Origin of the sequence: Fictibacillus phosphorivorans (assembly GCF_001629705.1) — a bacterium.
GTDB classification, from domain to species: domain Bacteria; phylum Bacillota; class Bacilli; order Bacillales; family Fictibacillaceae; genus Fictibacillus; species Fictibacillus phosphorivorans_A.
The window spans coordinates 2623174-2638787 of sequence record NZ_CP015378.1 but is presented as its reverse complement, the minus strand read 5'-3'; the positions used below and the strand labels follow the sequence as shown (position 1 = coordinate 2638787).

Below are 15614 nucleotides of genomic sequence, written 5' to 3'. Positions count from 1 at the left end.
ATAGAGAGGAGTGGAGAATGATGAAGAAAACAATCCGTGTTTTAATTGCTAAACCAGGACTTGACGGTCATGACCGAGGAGCTCTTGTTGTTTCTCAAGCGTTAAGAGATTATGGAATGGAAGTCATTTATACAGGATTAAGACAAACACCAGAACAGATCGCTGCTGCTGCTGTTCAAGAGGACGTGGATGCGATCGGCTTATCTTGTCTTTCAGGCGCGCACAACGAACTTTTTCCAGAAGTGATGAGACTTCTTCAAGAAAAAGGAGCAGACGATATCATAGTTGTCGGTGGTGGAGTAATTCCATGGGAGGACATTCCTTTCTTAGAGTCTAAAGGGATACAAAAAGTATTCACACCAGGAACACCGACGGTTGAAACAGCTAAATTTATTGAACAAGCGGTATATAAGCGTGATGGGATTACAGAAAACGTATTTTCAGGAGTGGCACCAGAACGGATCGACCATATCGGTATCGCTGTGAAGTCATTAGATGAAGCGCTCCCGTTCTATGTGAATGTTCTGGGATTAACACTTGAAGCGATCGAGGAAGTTCCTTCACAAAAAGTAAAAGTGGCTTTCATTAAAATCGGTGAGACAAGGCTAGAATTGCTTGAAGCTTTGACTACAGAAAGTCCTATCGCACAGTTTATTGAAAAGCGTGGGCAAGGCGTTCATCATGTTGCTCTTGGCGTTACAAACATACAAGATCGCATAGATGAGATGAAATCAAATGGCATTATGATGATTCATGATGCTGCTGTACCTGGCGCAGGTGGTGCATCCGTTGCATTCATGCATCCTTCTTCCACCCACAAGGTATTGTTTGAGCTTTGTGAGAAGACGAAAAGCAAGGAGGAAGCAAAATAATGGACATCTATGACAAGATTAATGAACTTTATGAAAAGAAGACAGAGATTGAATTAGGCGGCGGTGATGACCGCATCGATAAGCAGCATGAACGCGGAAAGTTAACGGCACGAGAACGTATCGATCTTTTACTTGACGAAGGTACGTTTGTTGAACTAAACCCTTTCATGGAGCACCGTTCACATGACTTTGGCCTTTCTGGAATGAAAGCGCCGGGAGAAGGTGTGGTAACTGGTTATGGAAAGATCCATGGTCGTCCCATTTATTTGTTCGCCCAAGATTTCACGGTTTTTGGCGGAGCTCTTGGAGAGATGCATGCAAAAAAAATCGCTGCTGTTATGGATCTTGCGGCTAAGAACGGAACTCCTTTTATCGGGTTGAACGATTCAGGAGGGGCTCGTATACAAGAAGGTGTCATGTCACTTGATGGCTATGGGCACATCTTTTATCGAAACAGCATCTATTCTGGTGTGATTCCTCAGATCTCCGTCATCATGGGACCTTGTGCAGGGGGAGCGGTTTATTCTCCAGCGATTACAGATTTTGTGTTCATGGTGGAAAAAACAAGTCAGATGTTTATCACAGGACCGAAAGTAATCGAAACGGTGACAGGGGAAAAGATTTCTTCTGAAGATCTAGGCGGAGCTGAAGTTCATGGCTCTAAGAGTGGTAACGCACATTTTACTGCACCATCTGAAACAGAAGTGTTAGAAGATGTTCGACGTTTAATCTCTTACCTTCCGCAGAATAATAAAGAAAGAACACCTGTCTTACCTTGGGGAGATGAAGAAGATGATCGCCCTGAACTGACAGAGATCATTCCATTTGATTCAACTCGGCCTTATGATGTAAGAACGGTTATCCAAGAAGTGGTGGATAAGGACTCATTCATGGAAGTGCATGCTCAATTTGCAAGAAATATAGTTGTAGGTTTTGCAAGGATAAAGGGTGAAGTGATAGGATTAGTATGTAATCAGCCAAAAGTCATGGCTGGAGGACTAGACATTGATTCTTCAGATAAAGCATCGCGTTTTATCCGTTTATGTGACTCTTTCAACATTCCGATCATCACGTTTGAAGATGTAACAGGATTCTTTCCAGGAGTCAAACAAGAACATGGTGGCATTATCCGTCATGGAGCAAAGATTCTTTATGCATACTCAGAAGCTACGGTTCCAAAGATTACGATCATCCTGCGAAAAGCATATGGCGGTGCATACGTAGCTTTAAATAGTAAGTCTATTGGAGCAGATCTAGTATTCGCATGGCCGAATGCAGAGATCGCTGTTATGGGGCCGCAGGGAGCTGCAAACATCATCTTTGCCAAAGAGATCGAACGAAGCGAAGATCCTGAAGCGACGAGAGCCGCTAAGATTGAAGAGTATCGTACCAAGTTTGCTAACCCTTATATCGCTGCTGCAAACGGGATGGTAGACGATGTGATCGATCCGAGAGACACGAGAATCAAGTGTATTCAAGCGCTTGACATGCTGCGCAACAAGAGTGAAGACAGACCTTACAAAAAGCATGGAAACATACCACTATAAGAAGCGAGGGAATACATAAATGGTAAATGCAGACCGTTTGTTAAACGAATTTTTAGAGCTTGTTCAAATTGACTCAGAGACTAGACATGAGAAAGAGATCTCAATCGTACTTAAAAAGAAGTTTGAAGAACTTGGTGTTGAAGTCTATGAGGATGATGCTGAATCTACGACAGAGCACGCTGCAGGAAATTTAATCTGTACGTTAAAAGGAAATAAAGAAGGCGTGGACACGATCTATTTCACTTCTCATATGGACACAGTTACTCCTGGTAACGGGATCAAACCTTCTATAAAAGATGGGTATGTAGTAACAGATGGTACTACGATTCTTGGAGCGGATGACAAAGCAGGTCTTGCTGCAATGTTTGAAGCGATTAAAGTCTTAAAAGAAAAAAATATCTCTCACGGTGATATTCAATTTATTATTACAGTAGGAGAGGAATCTGGATTAGTGGGCGCAAAGGCAATGGATGCGTCAAAGATCACAGCAAAATATGGTTTTGCCCTAGACAGTGATGGTCCTGTTGGGGATATTATCGTTGCTGCTCCTACTCAGGCAAAAGTGCGTGCAAAGATTTATGGTAAATCTGCACATGCCGGTGTTGCTCCAGAAAAAGGAGTTTCAGCCATCACGATTGCAGCTAAAGCGATCGCTCGCATGCCACTTGGCAGAATTGATGAAGAAACTACAGCTAACATTGGTCATTTCCACGGTGGAGGTACTGGGGAGCAAACAAATATCGTTTGTGACACTGTTTTCGTACTAGCTGAGGCACGTTCATTGATCAACGAGAAAATGGAAGTTCAAACAGCAAAAATGAAAGAAGCTTATGAATCAGCTGCGGCAGAATTAGGCGGACGTGCAGAAGTTGAGATCGAAGTGATGTACCCAGGATTCAAGTTTGGTGAAGGGGATCATGTTGTAGAAGTTGCCAAAAAAGCAGCTGAGAAGATCGGACGCCCTCACAGACTTCTTCATAGTGGTGGTGGAAGTGATGCGAACATTATCGCAGGTCATGGCATTCCAACTGTAAATCTAGCTGTAGGTTATGAAGAGATCCACACAACGAACGAAAGAATGCCGATCGATGAATTGACGAAGACGGCCGAAATGGTACTTGCGGTCATTGGAATAACAGCAGGCGAATAAGAAAAATGACGAAACTTGGCGGATTTTCGCCAAGTTTTTAGTGTTTAATAGGCCTTGTTGCCTGTTTTTGTTGCTCTATAAAACAAAATGTCGCAAAAAGTTGACAGTCACTTTAAGATTTATGTAAGATGTTTTTATCATGTAAATGAAAATATTGGTAATTTAAAAGAATCTTATTTCGGGGGAGGAAATGGGATGAGTCAACTATCTGACATGCATATGATGGTAAATTATATGCGTGGCGTGTATAAAGTTTTGGAAGAAGATTGGCAAAAAGCTGCGAAAGCCATCGGGTTAACTCAGGCAGAGCAACATATTTTATGGATCGTTTCGCTAGAAGAAGACATTACGATCTCTAAGATCGCTTATTACGGATTGTGGGATGTATCCACAGTTATGCAAGTAATCAAACGTCTAAAAGATAAAGGCTACGTGAGATTAGAGAAAAAGAACGATGACCGCCGAATATCTTATGTTTATTTAACAGATGAAGGAATGGTTAAACATAAGGAGTCTACAAGTTTCAATTGCCAAATCTATGGCTTTCTTCAAAAATGGATGGAAGATGAAAGTAAAAAAGAATTCTATCGAGATCTTATTCAATTACATAAAGATTTAAACAAGCATTTTCATGGTGAAGAATTTGTTGAATGGGTAGAGGATACTGGAAAGCGGCTTCACAAGGCAAGGTAGATACCTTGTCTTTTTCTTTTGTTTTTAAAAGGTGTTCTAACATATACTAATAGATAAGTTTTTTGATAAAGGGAGTGTTCATGTGTATCAGTCTCCTGGGTCTAAAAGAAGAATCATATTTCATGTGGACATGAACAGCTTCTATGCTTCAGTAGAGATGGCTGAAAACCCTGAGCTTCGAGGAAAGCCGGTTGCGGTAGCTGGAAATGTAGAAGAGCGAAAAGGAATCATCGTAACTTGTAGTTATGAAGCGAGGGAAAAAGGCGTAAGAACGACGATGCCACTTTGGCAAGCTAGAAAACTTTGTCCAGATCTTGTTGTTGTTCCTCCAGACTTTGAAACATACAAAATGTATTCATCACGCATGTTTCAGCTTCTGCAGGAATATACAGAAAAGGTAGAGCCTGTTTCCATAGATGAAGGATATATGGATGTGACAGACTGCCAAGAGCCGCTCGAAATGGCAAAGGAGATTCAAGTTAGACTGTTGAATGAGCTGAATTTGCCATCATCAATCGGGATCGGTCCGAATAAATTTTTAGCTAAAACAGCATCAGATATGAAGAAACCGCTCGGAATCACAGTTCTTCGAAAGAGAGATCTCAGAGAAAAGCTCTGGCCACTGAAAGTCGGGGAGATGCACGGAATCGGTAAAAAAACCGAAGAAAAGCTAAACAAGTATGGCATCATAACAATTAAAGATCTGGCAGATGCTGTAGATTATGAACTGAAACATCGTTTTGGCATCAATGGTATAAAGATGAAAGAAAGAGCTAACGGGATAGATACGCGTCCCGTCGATCCAAGTGCTGCAAGTGATTATCGATCGATCGGAAATTCTACGACATTGAGTGAAGATCTTATCTCTGTTATGGAATCAGAAGCTGTTTTCAAAAGGCTCGCGGATAAAGTGTCGTCTCGGCTTAAAGTAAAAGGGTATGTAGCACTAACTCTTGCGATCACCATTCGTTATAGCGATCGTAAAACGATTTCGAGGAGTAAGATGCTCGCAAACGGAACACAGCATGCAATAGATATTCAAAAAACAGCGGTTGCACTCTTTCGTCAACATTGGAATCAGGAACCTGTTCGATTATTAGGCATAACAGCTACAGAAGTAGTGGAAAAAGAACAAGCTACTTATCAGCTTGATCTGTTCTCTGTCGAAAAAAACGAAAAAGATGCTCTGCTTCACGATGTATTGTCATCGATCGAGAGAAAGCATGGAGAAAGCATCATTAAAAAGGGAAAAAAGTAACAGGAGCTGATCGTTTCATGATCTTTAAGAACAGCGTGATTAGAACAGTAGCGTTAACTGCTCTTTGCCTAGGGATTTTTATTCTGTTTGCTTCTGTTTACGAACATTCAAGAGTAGAAGTTCTTGATGTATGGGCGATGAAAAATGTGTCTGTTATCCATCAGCCTGCTCTAAATGATAGCTTTACATTCCTGACAAACATGGCTTCTCGGCCGTATCAATATGCAATCTTTCTCTTTTTTGCTGTAATCTGGCTGATCGGTGAAAGAAAGTGGATCGAACCGTTCGTGTTAGGCGTTTGTCTCATCGGAATTCGCTTTGAAAATCAATGGTTCAAAGAATGGTTTGAAAGAGATAGACCGATGTATGATCGAGTCATTGAGATTACGGGTTATAGCTTTCCTAGTGGCCATGCCATGATCTCCATCGCTTTTTTTGGTTTGCTTACCTATCTTCTCGTACATAACTATTCGTTGTTGTACAAATATCGAAAGTTCATGTATGGCGTTACGGCACTTTTTATAGGATCAGTCGGTTTTAGTCGAGTATATTTAGGTGTTCATTATCCTACAGATGTTCTAGGTGGGTTTGCGGCTGGAGGAACCTGGCTTTTAATCTGCGTTTTATTGTATAAAGGATTGAATCATTTTCTCAAGAGGAATGTGTCATATAAATAGAAAAAAGCTGACTCTAAAGAGCCAGCTTTTTCCCATTCTTACCAACCACGTTCATATTGTTTCGGACTTTCGATCTCTGTTCCAAGGTCTTGGGCTGCTGATCGCGGCCAATACGGATCTTTTAAAAACTCTCGACCGATAAAAATAAGGTCAGCTCGCTTGTTTTGTAAGATTTCTTCCGCCTGTTTGCCTGTTGTGATCAAGCCAACAGCTGCTGTTGCGATTTCAGCTTCGTTTTTAATCTTGTCTGCAAAAGAAACTTGATACCCAGGGAACGTCGGAATCTTTGCCGGTACAACAGCTCCTGAACTGCAGTCGATCAAATCGACCCCATCTTCTTTCATCCACTCCGAATAGGTTACAAAATCTTCTGGTGTATTTCCTTCAGGGTGATAATCGTTCGCTGAGACACGAACAAACAGCGGACCTTCCCATTCTAATCTGACAGCAGCAATGATCTCTTGTAAGAAACGGTAACGATTTTCTTGGCTGCCTCCATAAGAATCACTTCTTCGGTTAGATAGAGGAGAGAGGAATTCATTGATCAAATACCCATGCGCCCCATGAATCTCGATCACATCAAATCCAGCTGTTTTCGCTCTTTTTGCAGCACTTCGAAATTGACTGACTGTCTCTTCGATCTGCTGAAGTGACATTTCTTCTGGCGTCTTCATCTTTTCTGAAAAAGCGATAGCAGATGGAGCGATGATCGGTCCATCTATCATAGCCTTACGTCCTGCATGGGCGATTTGTATCGCTGCTTTGGAGCCGTTTTCTTGAATGGATGAAACCAGTTGAGATAACCCTTCTACATGGCTGTCATCCCAGATTCCTAAGTCTTCGGCACTTATTCTTCCTTGTGGGCTTACAGCGGCTGCTTCTGTCATGATTAGTCCTGTCTGACCCATTGCTCGAGACGTGTAATGAGTCATATGCCAAGGGGTCACAACTCCATCTTGTTCATAACAAGAGTACATACACATAGGTGACATGACGATCCGATTCTTTAGTGTTACATCGCGGATGGTCAATGGTTGAAACAATAACGGTTGAATATGAAACAACTCCTTTTTCTTTTAAGAACAAGCTTTTTTTAGCATCATAACTTTTCTTTCTCATTGTAGTACGTTCTATCACTATTTTTGAAGAAATCTGCTCTTTGAATGTGGTGGAAGGCTGTTCAACACATCTCTTGCTAGAATCGGATAGTCGGTTATGATCGCTTCTATGTTCCACTCAAAAAAATACTTCATCCACTTCTGACTGTTAACCGTATAAGGACGAACAGGAATATTATTTCTTTTAAAGCCTTTCATGATGTAAGGATGGAGAGATTTATAGTTCGGATGCGCACTTTGTGAACAAACGGCTTTCACATACTCCCACGGTTCAAACAATCCCGAAGAGTAAAGAGGTGCCGTCTGAACATAACGGTTCAATCTTCTGATCTTGACTAAACTATAATGATTGAACGATGAGATCACAGTTCGATCCATCATCCCATAGTGATGCAACAATTGAAGTACCTTTTCTTCGAGTCCGTTATATTCGACGATATTGTTTTTTAATTCAATATTAAGCAACATCGGCAGCGGTGCTATCCATTCTAAAAATTGTTGAAGAGAAGGAATAGATTCTTTGCTGTACTCTTTTGAAAACCAGCTGCCTGCATCTAATCGTGCTAGTTCATCTTGGGTAAAATCAACAACATAACCTTTTCCGTTAGTCGTTCGATCTATTTTCTCATCATGAATGATGACCGGTACACCATCTTTAGAAAGCTGTACATCAAGCTCGATCCCATCAGCGCCGTCTTTAAATGCTTTTTGGAATGCAGCCATCGTGTTTTCCGGACAATCCTTACTAGATCCTCTGTGAGCAAATATATAGGTCAAGAATGTAAGCTCCCTTCATAAAAAAAGATATAGTCAGTATAAGGTAAATGAAAACGGAGATAAAATGAAAGGCTTCGTGCTTTTTTAAGTTTGTTCCTTTTGGTGGTAGTTTATTTCTGTGTCAGATGCTCGCTTTCCGAGGAGCAGGCGGTGAGTTTCTGCCGCTACGCGTCCTTAGAAGTCTCCACCTGTCTAGTTGCAGTGGCTAGCCTAGAGGTCAAAAGTTGAACGAATCACTTCCACATTTCGAACTGACCGCTCGTCCTATAAGCGTCGGCATCTATCGCTTCAATCATCTCGCATGAAGAAGAGGAAAAAGAAAAAAGTCTGCTATTCAACCGTTTTATCAAGAGGGTTCTTTTAAGTTATTGTACTCTAGCTTTGACTTACAAACTAAGGTTCCTAAGTGCCTCAAGCATTCACTATACCCATCACTGATTAGGTTGATTGGAGTGTAGGGTGCGAAACTCCTGCGGGACGAGCGGTCAGGTGAGACACTTAGAGGCGCAAAGCGGCAAGTGGCTCACCGGTCGCCCCGCGGAAAGGGAGCACTTGAAACGGAAATCAACCACTTTCATCAGGAACAAAGTTATAGCCAGAATGAAAGAAACCCTTCCTGTTTGAAGAGGAAGGGTGAGTTATTTTCTGCGTTTTGAACGCTTCTTTTTTTCTTCTCTGTTGTGTTCTTCAACAGTGGCTCCTTTTTCTGTCAGCCAGTGGATAAAAACAAGCTCTTTGTCAGTAAGAGATCGTTTCGTGAACTTTTCAAACTGAACGCGCAATTCAAGGTATCTTTGGGAAATTTCTACTTCGGTCACACAAATCCCTCCCTAAATCTAGCTCTAGCTTCTACTTAGATGATAAAGAGTAAGTAAAGGGCTTGTCAATTTTTTCTAATCGTCAATTTCTGCAGAGAAAACGAGAGAATTGGTGCAAAATAACGAAAAGGAGTTGGTAGTATGAAGATTTCCAACAAGTTATTCTGCTTCTTGATGGCCGTTTTTCTAGTGTGTAGCTCACTTCCGATTAAGGTTTTTGCAGAAACTCCAAGAGTACAAGAACCTGCTTATGCAAAATGGGGAAGGCTCGCTGTTTTCGAAACAGGGAAGCGCTACCCCGATTACGATATTGTAGATTATTTATATGTTGGACGAACGACCGTTCAAAATGGAGATGATGTCGAAAGATTTAAACTTTGGATCAGGAAAGGTGCTACGGAAAAAGGAGTTGTTATTACAATCACGTTAACTCCAGGCGGTGCATTTAAGAATATTTCATTCCAAGAAACAGCTCGTTAAGAGTTCAGTTCAATCTTCCTAACTCTTCAGACCGTTTCACCGCTCTTTTGATGCAAGCTAAAAACGCATCTTGAACTCCAAATTGATCTAGCTTGCCAATCCCTGCCTCTGTCGTGCCTCCAGGACTGGTTACTTTTCTTCTAAGCTCAATCGGGGAATCTGTTGTTTGTTTAAGCATAAGAGAGGCACCTAAAAGCGTTTGAGAGATTAAAGTCTTTGCTTCTTCTTCGGAAAGATTTAATTCTTCAGCCGCTTTTTGCATGGCTTCCGCGATATAGTAAACATAGGCAGGGCCGCTTCCTGAGAGGCCGGTAACAATATGAAGTTTTTCTTCTGGTACAAGTGTAACCGTTCCGATCGTCTCAAATAGCTCAAGAGACTTTTCAATATGTGATTGCATGGCAAACTTTCCTGAGGAGAGTGCAGTAGCAGAATATCCGATCGATGCAGATGTATTTGGCATCGCTCTCATGATGGGATTTTGAAGGTGAAGCCAATCTGTTAACGTTTCAGTGGAGATGCCTGCCATAACAGAAAGGATCAGCTGATGACTCTTAACAAATGGTTTGATATTATTTACCGCATCGTGCGCATCTTTTGGCTTCACAGCAAGAATAATGATATCAGCACCAGCAACAGCTTCTTCTATCGTAGACGCAGGCACGACACCATACTTAACGCGTAGTTCATCCACTCGTTGTGTATTGCTTCGATTTTTTATCGTAATCAGATCAGCTTGCCATTTTTCTTTTTTGATGAGCCCTTCCATAATGGCCTCAGCCATAGATCCGGCACCAATAAACGTAATTTTTTCTGTCCCCACGGTTGATCCCTCCCAGATTTTTGAGTATAAAAAAACTCCCAGTCCTATATAAAGGACGGATGGGAGTGATCCGTGGTACCACCTTTGTTGGCATATTAATTGCCCGCTCAAGATGTCTTTATCGCAGAACTGCGCCAGATTTCTCCAGACTGCTCCAGGGCAGGTTCGGTAATTCCTTTACGGTGAAATCTTGCAGCCTATGGATTCCACTCTCTAAACGGAGGAGATTACGTACTAATCCCTTTCAACGCATTTATTTATTGGCCATAATTGGCATTTCTTTTATATTTTAAAAAACATTATGCTATGATTTCTATATGTATGTCAACTAGTTATTTTATTTGGAGGAAAAGATGACTCAAAAAACAGCAATTATCCCGATTACGCTTCCTACACCATTTGATGTAGGTCCTGTAAACTGTGTCCTCCTAAAAAGTGATGCGGTTACGCTTGTTGATTCCGGAGCAAAAACCGAAGAAAGCAGACAACAGCTTCTCTCTATCCTTAAGGATCATGGGCTCACTTTTAAAGATTTAGATTATTATATCTGCACGCACTACCACCCTGATCATGCAGGTCTATCAAAAGAGATTCAAGAGAGTGGTGTTCCGACCCTCATGCTTAGAGAAGCCGTTCCTTATGTTAGTGGCGACCGTAAATTTATTGAACAGGGAGAAACGTTTTATACCGACCTCTATCATTCTTTTGGAGTGCCAGATACTCTTGGAAGAATAGAACTTTTAAAGCTGCGAAAGTATCGTACGTTCTCAAGCGCGTTTGTTCCAGACACCCTGCCTTTACCTGGTGATGAAGTGCCTGGTCACGAGGGATTCATCTTTTTAAAGACGCCCGGACATGCTCCAGACCATCTTTCTCTCTATCATGAAAAAGACGGTATCTTAATCGGCGGGGATGTGCTGTTGCCTCATATTTCGTCTAATGCCCTATTAGAACCGCCGGCTTTGAACGAAACCGAGCGGCCAAGAACCTTGCTTCAATACCGAGAGACATTGCAATACCTATACACGCTGAACTTAAAAACAGTATACCCTGGACACGGCGAGCCTTTTACGAATGCAGCACAGTTGATCACAAAACGCTTACACGATCATACCGAGCGTGCAAAGACGCTTGAACATCTGTTGAGCGATGAGCCGTTAACCGTTTTTGAACTGTGTCGACGTCTATTTCCAAAATTATATGAAAAGCAACTCGGATTAGTAGTATCTGAAGTTGTGGGACACCTCGATCTGCTTCAATCAGAAGGAAGAGTGCGAGTAGAGGAAGAGAAAAAGATATCACATTATCGCAGAACAGGAGTTATAAGATGAGTACATTAAGAAATAAAGTCGTGTTGATAACAGGAGCATCAGGGGGACTCGGCGCTCACCTAGCTATGGATGTTGCTAAAAAAGGAGCAACGCCCATCCTTACTGCAAGAAGAGAAGATCAGCTAAAAGTGGTACAGGAAGCGATCTTAAAAGCTACGAATATAAAAGCCCCTTATTATATTTTAGATGTTTCGAACACAGACAGCGTTGAGGAAGTTTTTTCAACCATCCTTAGTGAACATCAAAACATACATATTTTAGTGAATAACGCGGGTTACGGCATTTTTGAAGAGTTTGTGGATTCGCCATGGAAAAATATCGAAGGAATGTTTTCAACGAACGTTCTGGGGCTGATGGCTTGTACGAGAGCTGTTCTGCCTCATATGCTTCAAAGAGGAAGTGGTCATATCGTGAATATTGCTTCTCAGGCCGGTAAGATCTCAACGCCAAAATCCAGCGTGTACGCAGCAACGAAACATGCTGTGTTAGGATTCTCAAACGGGTTGCGTTTGGAAGTCGCACACAAAGGGGTAGACGTGACCACCATCAACCCTGGACCGATCGCGACCAACTTCTTTACACTTGCTGATCAGTCTGGCAATTACGTTAAAAACGTTCAAAAACTGATGCTCCAGCCTTCGCATGTCTCAGACAAAATTGTTAAAGCGATGGAGCGTCCGGTTCGTGAGATCAACCTCCCATGGTGGATGAACGTTGGAAGTACGATGTATCAAGTCATGCCAAAATTGATTGAAACACTAGGTGGAAAATCGTTTCGACAAAAGTAAGTTGCAATAATTTTATTATGTAAACAAAATGGAGAGTTATAAGACTTTTGGAGCTGATGATGAAACTCGTGGATTGGAGCTCGAAACTCGTGGATTGGGGCTCGAAACTCGTGGATTGGGGCTCGAAACTCGTGGATTGGGGCTCGAAACTCGTGGATTGGGGCTCGAAACTCGTGGATTGGGGCTCGAAACTCGTGGATTGGGGCTCGAAACTCGTGGATTGAAGTCCGAAACTCGTGGATTGAAGTCCGAAACTCGTGGATTGAAGTCCGAAACTCGTGGATTGAAGTCCGAAACTCGTGGATGACAGCCTGAAACTTATGGATTGCCGCTTAAAATCTCATCGATCACAGTCCAAACCTCTCACACCAAACATCAAAAATAGCAGGTTCCCTCTTCAAAAGACGGAACCTGCTTATTTATTTGTAAAATAGGTATAGAGAACGTCCTGAATGATGCTGTAAACAGCTTCATTTTGGTCATCCTCTTGTATCTGGCGCAAAACTTTTTCTTCTAGATCGGCCCATTCTTTCTCCGTTAATATACAATTTTCTTCTTCCCATAAATAATCCTTCAACGAATGTTGAATCATTTTTCTTATCAATAAACGATTCATTTCTTCACCTAACTTTCCTTATAAATCCTAGACTTTTGACTCAAAAACGTCAATCTGCAAAATTTGCTGAAAAAATTACCATTGTTATAAGAACATACATTCGGTTAAAATGGGTATACATATAAAGAACAGATGTTCGTAAAGTGATGAAAGGGGTGTGTCGAATGAACTATGATGAAATGCCTAAGCGAACGATTTTATGTATGGATATGAAAAGTTTTTATGCAAGCTGTGCTGCTGTTCGCTTAGGGTTAAATCCGCTGACATGTCATTTGGCAGTAGTAGGGGATACGGAGAGACAGGGAAGCGTGGTGCTTGCAGCGTCACCGAGGCTGAAGGCTGATTTTGGTATTCGTACAGGCAACCGGCTGTTTGAGATTCCAAAGAATAAAAACATTATCGTTGTAAACGCGCAGATGGCTTATTTCCTAGAAAGATCGATGGAGATTACGAAGATGCTGCATCGGTATGTTCCACCAGAGTCGATCCACACATATAGCGTGGATGAAAGTTTTCTTCAAGCTGACGGAACAGAAAGGTTATGGGGAAGTGCACAAGAACTTGCTGAGAGGATCCGCCGTGACATCTGGCGAGAGTTTGGATTGCCGTGTGCGATCGGAATCGGACCGAACATGCTCATGTCAAAGCTTTGTCTCGATCTTGAAGCGAAGAAAAAAGGAGTGGCGCAGTGGGGGTATGAAGATGTAGAGAAGAAACTATGGCCTCTATCCCCGCTAAGCCAGATGTGGGGAATCGGATCGAGAGTAGAGCGGACTTTAAACAGGATGGGTATTGTAACAGTCGGTGACCTCGCGCATTATCCTCTTGAACTTTTAGAGAAAAAATTCGGGATCATGGGAAATCAGCTCTATCACCATGCATGGGGCATCGATCTGTCTGAAATCGGTGCGCCCATTATGCAAGGTCAGGTCAGCTACGGAAAAAGCCAGATTTTACTTCGGGACTATACAGATATAACGGAGATCAAACATGTCATCTTGGAGATGTGTGAAGAGGTGGCAAGGCGTGCGAGAAGGGCAAGAAAAGCAGGAAGGACGATCAGTTTTGGGCTAGGGTACAGCAAAGATGAAGGTGGTGGCGGCTTTCATCGTTCAAAATCGATTGATCAGCCATCTAATATTACGATGGAGCTGTATGAAGTGTGTCTTGAACTTCTTCAAACCTTTTATCGAGGAGAGACGGTGCGTAAGATTTCGATCGCTCTTTCTAATGTTTGCGAAGATACAGAAACACAGCTGACTTTGTTTTCTTTAGACCATCCAAAGAAAAGAAAAATCGGCTACGTTATGGATGATATTAGGCAAAAGTACGGCTCCAATTCTCTTTTGCGGGCTGTTTCTTATACAAAAGGAGGAACAGCACTATACAGAAGCCGACTTTTAGGCGGACATAAGGCATAAGGGGGCGGAAGAACGGTGATTCGTGACAGAGGAACGATTAAGTGGACGGCCATGATGCTGCCTGAGCACGTTAAAATGTTAAGAGAGCATCAGGACGCTCTAGATTATGGAAGAAAGCCAGAATTAGATGAACAAAAGTATGAAGAATTCAATGAGACCATCTGTTTTGCAATGGAAGAGAACCAAGCGCTGAAGTTTACGTATTTTGAAAAAGGCAAAGTGCTCGTACTTATAGGCTATGTGCATTATATGGACGAATATAAAAAAGAATTAAGGGTGCTCAATGAAGAGAAACGGATGCATATTTTAAAAGTGACTGACATTATGGACGTGGAGTACACATAGATACGCAAAAATAGGCATAAAAAAAAACAGCAAAAACTAAGGTAGAAGATAGTTTTTGCTGTTTATTTATCCAAAGATTTGAGTTAAGTAAATCATGATCAAGAGCCCGGCGATAAAGGATAAAGTAGCAGATCGGGCATGACCGTCACCATGGCTTTCAGGGATGAGTTCTTTGTATACGATAAAGAGCATAGCACCGGCTGCAAAGGAAAGCCCATACGGTACAAGATTCTCTACATAGGAAGTGAGCACATACCCAAGCAAAGCTGTAACGATTTCAACAGCACCCGTTAATGTGGCAATAAGGAATGCCTTGAATCGATTCATATTTTGATGAATGAGAAAAAGGGCAACTAACAGACCTTCTGGTGCGTTTTGAAGTCCGATCGCAAATGCGATCAATCCGCCAAGTCCTGTATTGTCACTTGCATAACTGACACCAACAGAAAGGCCTTCCGGCAGATTGTGCAAGGTAATCGCAGCAATGACAAGAAAGGCTTTAGCATCAATGCCTTTAAATATCTTAGAATGATCAAGATCAACGTGCGGAACGAATCTTTCTAAGAGTAAGAGTGTTAGGGTACCGAGTGTGATACCAATCGTAAGGACTGTTAAGTTTGATAGTTCAAGAGCTTGAGGAATCAAGCTGAACGTTGAAGCAGCGACCATGATACCTGCGGTAAGAGCAAGCAAGATGTCGCGAAACCGGTGTGTTACCTGAGACCAGAAAAGAACAGGCAGTGCACCAAAACCGGTTGCTAATGCAGATAAAACACTTCCAAATAAAGCAGCTTCCATTCTGTTACCCACCTTAGTCAAATATCCAATTTTATAAAAATAGTCATATGGCTCTTTTAGTATACCGCCAAATCCTTTTTAATAGAAGTAAGCGCCATTTTC

18 protein-coding genes and 1 other annotated feature are annotated in these 15614 nt (G+C 41.9%); of the genes, 12 read left to right on the top strand and 6 right to left on the bottom strand.

Annotation, left to right across the window (positions count from 1 at the left end):
* The first annotated feature begins 20 nt into the window (after nt 1-20).
* From mce to ABE65_RS13630, 6 genes are all read left to right on the top strand, one after another.
* Entirely contained in the window at nt 21-872 is an 852-nt protein-coding gene (mce, locus tag ABE65_RS13655) for a methylmalonyl-CoA epimerase (RefSeq protein WP_066395950.1), read from the top strand.
* The gene (locus tag ABE65_RS13650; protein ID WP_066395948.1) at nt 872-2419 is read left to right on the top strand and encodes an acyl-CoA carboxylase subunit beta; all 1548 of its coding nucleotides are present in this window, start codon (nt 872-874) and stop codon (nt 2417-2419) included. The genes mce and ABE65_RS13650 overlap by 1 nt, the downstream gene beginning before the upstream one ends.
* 19 nt (nt 2420-2438) lie before the next feature.
* Nucleotides 2439-3569 carry a M20/M25/M40 family metallo-hydrolase gene (locus ABE65_RS13645; RefSeq protein WP_066395945.1) on the top strand — a complete coding sequence of 377 codons (1131 nt, stop codon included), beginning with the start codon at nt 2439-2441 and terminating at the stop codon, nt 3567-3569.
* Between the two features lie 195 nt (nt 3570-3764).
* Entirely contained in the window at nt 3765-4262 is a 498-nt protein-coding gene (locus tag ABE65_RS13640; RefSeq protein WP_066395938.1) for a MarR family transcriptional regulator, read from the top strand.
* A gap of 82 nt (nt 4263-4344) precedes the next feature.
* The gene (locus ABE65_RS13635; RefSeq protein ID WP_066395935.1) at nt 4345-5520 is read left to right on the top strand and encodes a DNA polymerase IV; all 1176 of its coding nucleotides are present in this window, start codon (nt 4345-4347) and stop codon (nt 5518-5520) included.
* Nucleotides 5521-5537: 17 nt separating this feature from the next.
* Nucleotides 5538-6197 carry a phosphatase PAP2 family protein gene (locus ABE65_RS13630; RefSeq protein WP_066395933.1) on the top strand — a complete coding sequence of 220 codons (660 nt, stop codon included), beginning with the start codon at nt 5538-5540 and terminating at the stop codon, nt 6195-6197.
* Nucleotides 6198-6235: 38 nt separating this feature from the next.
* Here ABE65_RS13630 and namA read toward each other — a convergent pair whose 3' ends face one another.
* The 3 genes from namA to ABE65_RS13615 form a co-directional block, all read right to left on the bottom strand.
* Nucleotides 6236-7252, bottom strand: a complete 1017-nt coding sequence (namA, locus tag ABE65_RS13625) for an NADPH dehydrogenase NamA (RefSeq protein WP_066400181.1) — start codon at nt 7250-7252, stop codon at nt 6236-6238.
* An 81-nt stretch (nt 7253-7333) separates the two neighbouring features.
* Nucleotides 7334-8092 carry a glycerophosphodiester phosphodiesterase gene (locus ABE65_RS13620; RefSeq protein WP_082861435.1) on the bottom strand — a complete coding sequence of 253 codons (759 nt, stop codon included), beginning with the start codon at nt 8090-8092 and terminating at the stop codon, nt 7334-7336.
* Between the two features lie 638 nt (nt 8093-8730).
* The gene (locus ABE65_RS13615) at nt 8731-8910 is read right to left on the bottom strand and encodes a hypothetical protein (protein WP_066395931.1); all 180 of its coding nucleotides are present in this window, start codon (nt 8908-8910) and stop codon (nt 8731-8733) included.
* 141 nt (nt 8911-9051) lie between these two features.
* Between ABE65_RS13615 and ABE65_RS13610 the strand changes: the two genes are divergently transcribed.
* A complete protein-coding gene (locus ABE65_RS13610) occupies nt 9052-9390 on the top strand; it encodes a DUF3889 domain-containing protein (protein WP_231887806.1) in 339 nt (112 codons plus the stop codon).
* 4 nt (nt 9391-9394) lie between these two features.
* Here ABE65_RS13610 and proC read toward each other — a convergent pair whose 3' ends face one another.
* Nucleotides 9395-10213, bottom strand: a complete 819-nt coding sequence (proC, locus tag ABE65_RS13605) for a pyrroline-5-carboxylate reductase (RefSeq protein ID WP_156499182.1) — start codon at nt 10211-10213, stop codon at nt 9395-9397.
* A gap of 48 nt (nt 10214-10261) precedes the next feature.
* Nucleotides 10262-10470: a binding site (T-box leader), on the bottom strand.
* Between the two features lie 96 nt (nt 10471-10566).
* Between proC and ABE65_RS13600 the strand changes: the two genes are divergently transcribed.
* From ABE65_RS13600 to ABE65_RS21905, 3 genes are read left to right on the top strand one after another with little or no spacing between them, the layout of a single operon-like run.
* Entirely contained in the window at nt 10567-11544 is a 978-nt protein-coding gene (locus ABE65_RS13600) for an MBL fold metallo-hydrolase (protein WP_066395929.1), read from the top strand.
* A complete protein-coding gene (locus ABE65_RS13595) occupies nt 11541-12332 on the top strand; it encodes an SDR family NAD(P)-dependent oxidoreductase (protein ID WP_066395926.1) in 792 nt (263 codons plus the stop codon). The genes ABE65_RS13600 and ABE65_RS13595 overlap by 4 nt, the downstream gene beginning before the upstream one ends.
* 47 nt (nt 12333-12379) lie before the next feature.
* Nucleotides 12380-12556: a hypothetical protein gene (locus tag ABE65_RS21905; protein WP_156499181.1), complete on the top strand. Its 177-nt coding sequence runs from the start codon at nt 12380-12382 to the stop codon at nt 12554-12556.
* A gap of 191 nt (nt 12557-12747) precedes the next feature.
* Here ABE65_RS21905 and ABE65_RS13590 read toward each other — a convergent pair whose 3' ends face one another.
* Complete coding sequence (locus ABE65_RS13590) at nt 12748-12948, bottom strand: YqzH family protein (protein ID WP_066395924.1); 201 nt, start codon at nt 12946-12948, stop codon at nt 12748-12750.
* Between the two features lie 164 nt (nt 12949-13112).
* Between ABE65_RS13590 and ABE65_RS13585 the strand changes: the two genes are divergently transcribed.
* Entirely contained in the window at nt 13113-14369 is a 1257-nt protein-coding gene (locus tag ABE65_RS13585) for a Y-family DNA polymerase (RefSeq protein WP_066395922.1), read from the top strand.
* Nucleotides 14370-14384: 15 nt separating this feature from the next.
* Nucleotides 14385-14714, top strand: coding sequence for a YolD-like family protein (locus tag ABE65_RS13580; protein WP_066395921.1), 330 nt, complete (start codon nt 14385-14387; stop codon nt 14712-14714).
* A gap of 66 nt (nt 14715-14780) precedes the next feature.
* On the opposite strand, the gene ABE65_RS13575 is transcribed toward ABE65_RS13580, so the two are convergent.
* Nucleotides 14781-15512, bottom strand: coding sequence for a ZIP family metal transporter (locus ABE65_RS13575; RefSeq protein WP_066395920.1), 732 nt, complete (start codon nt 15510-15512; stop codon nt 14781-14783).
* Nucleotides 15513-15614 lie beyond the last annotated feature (102 nt).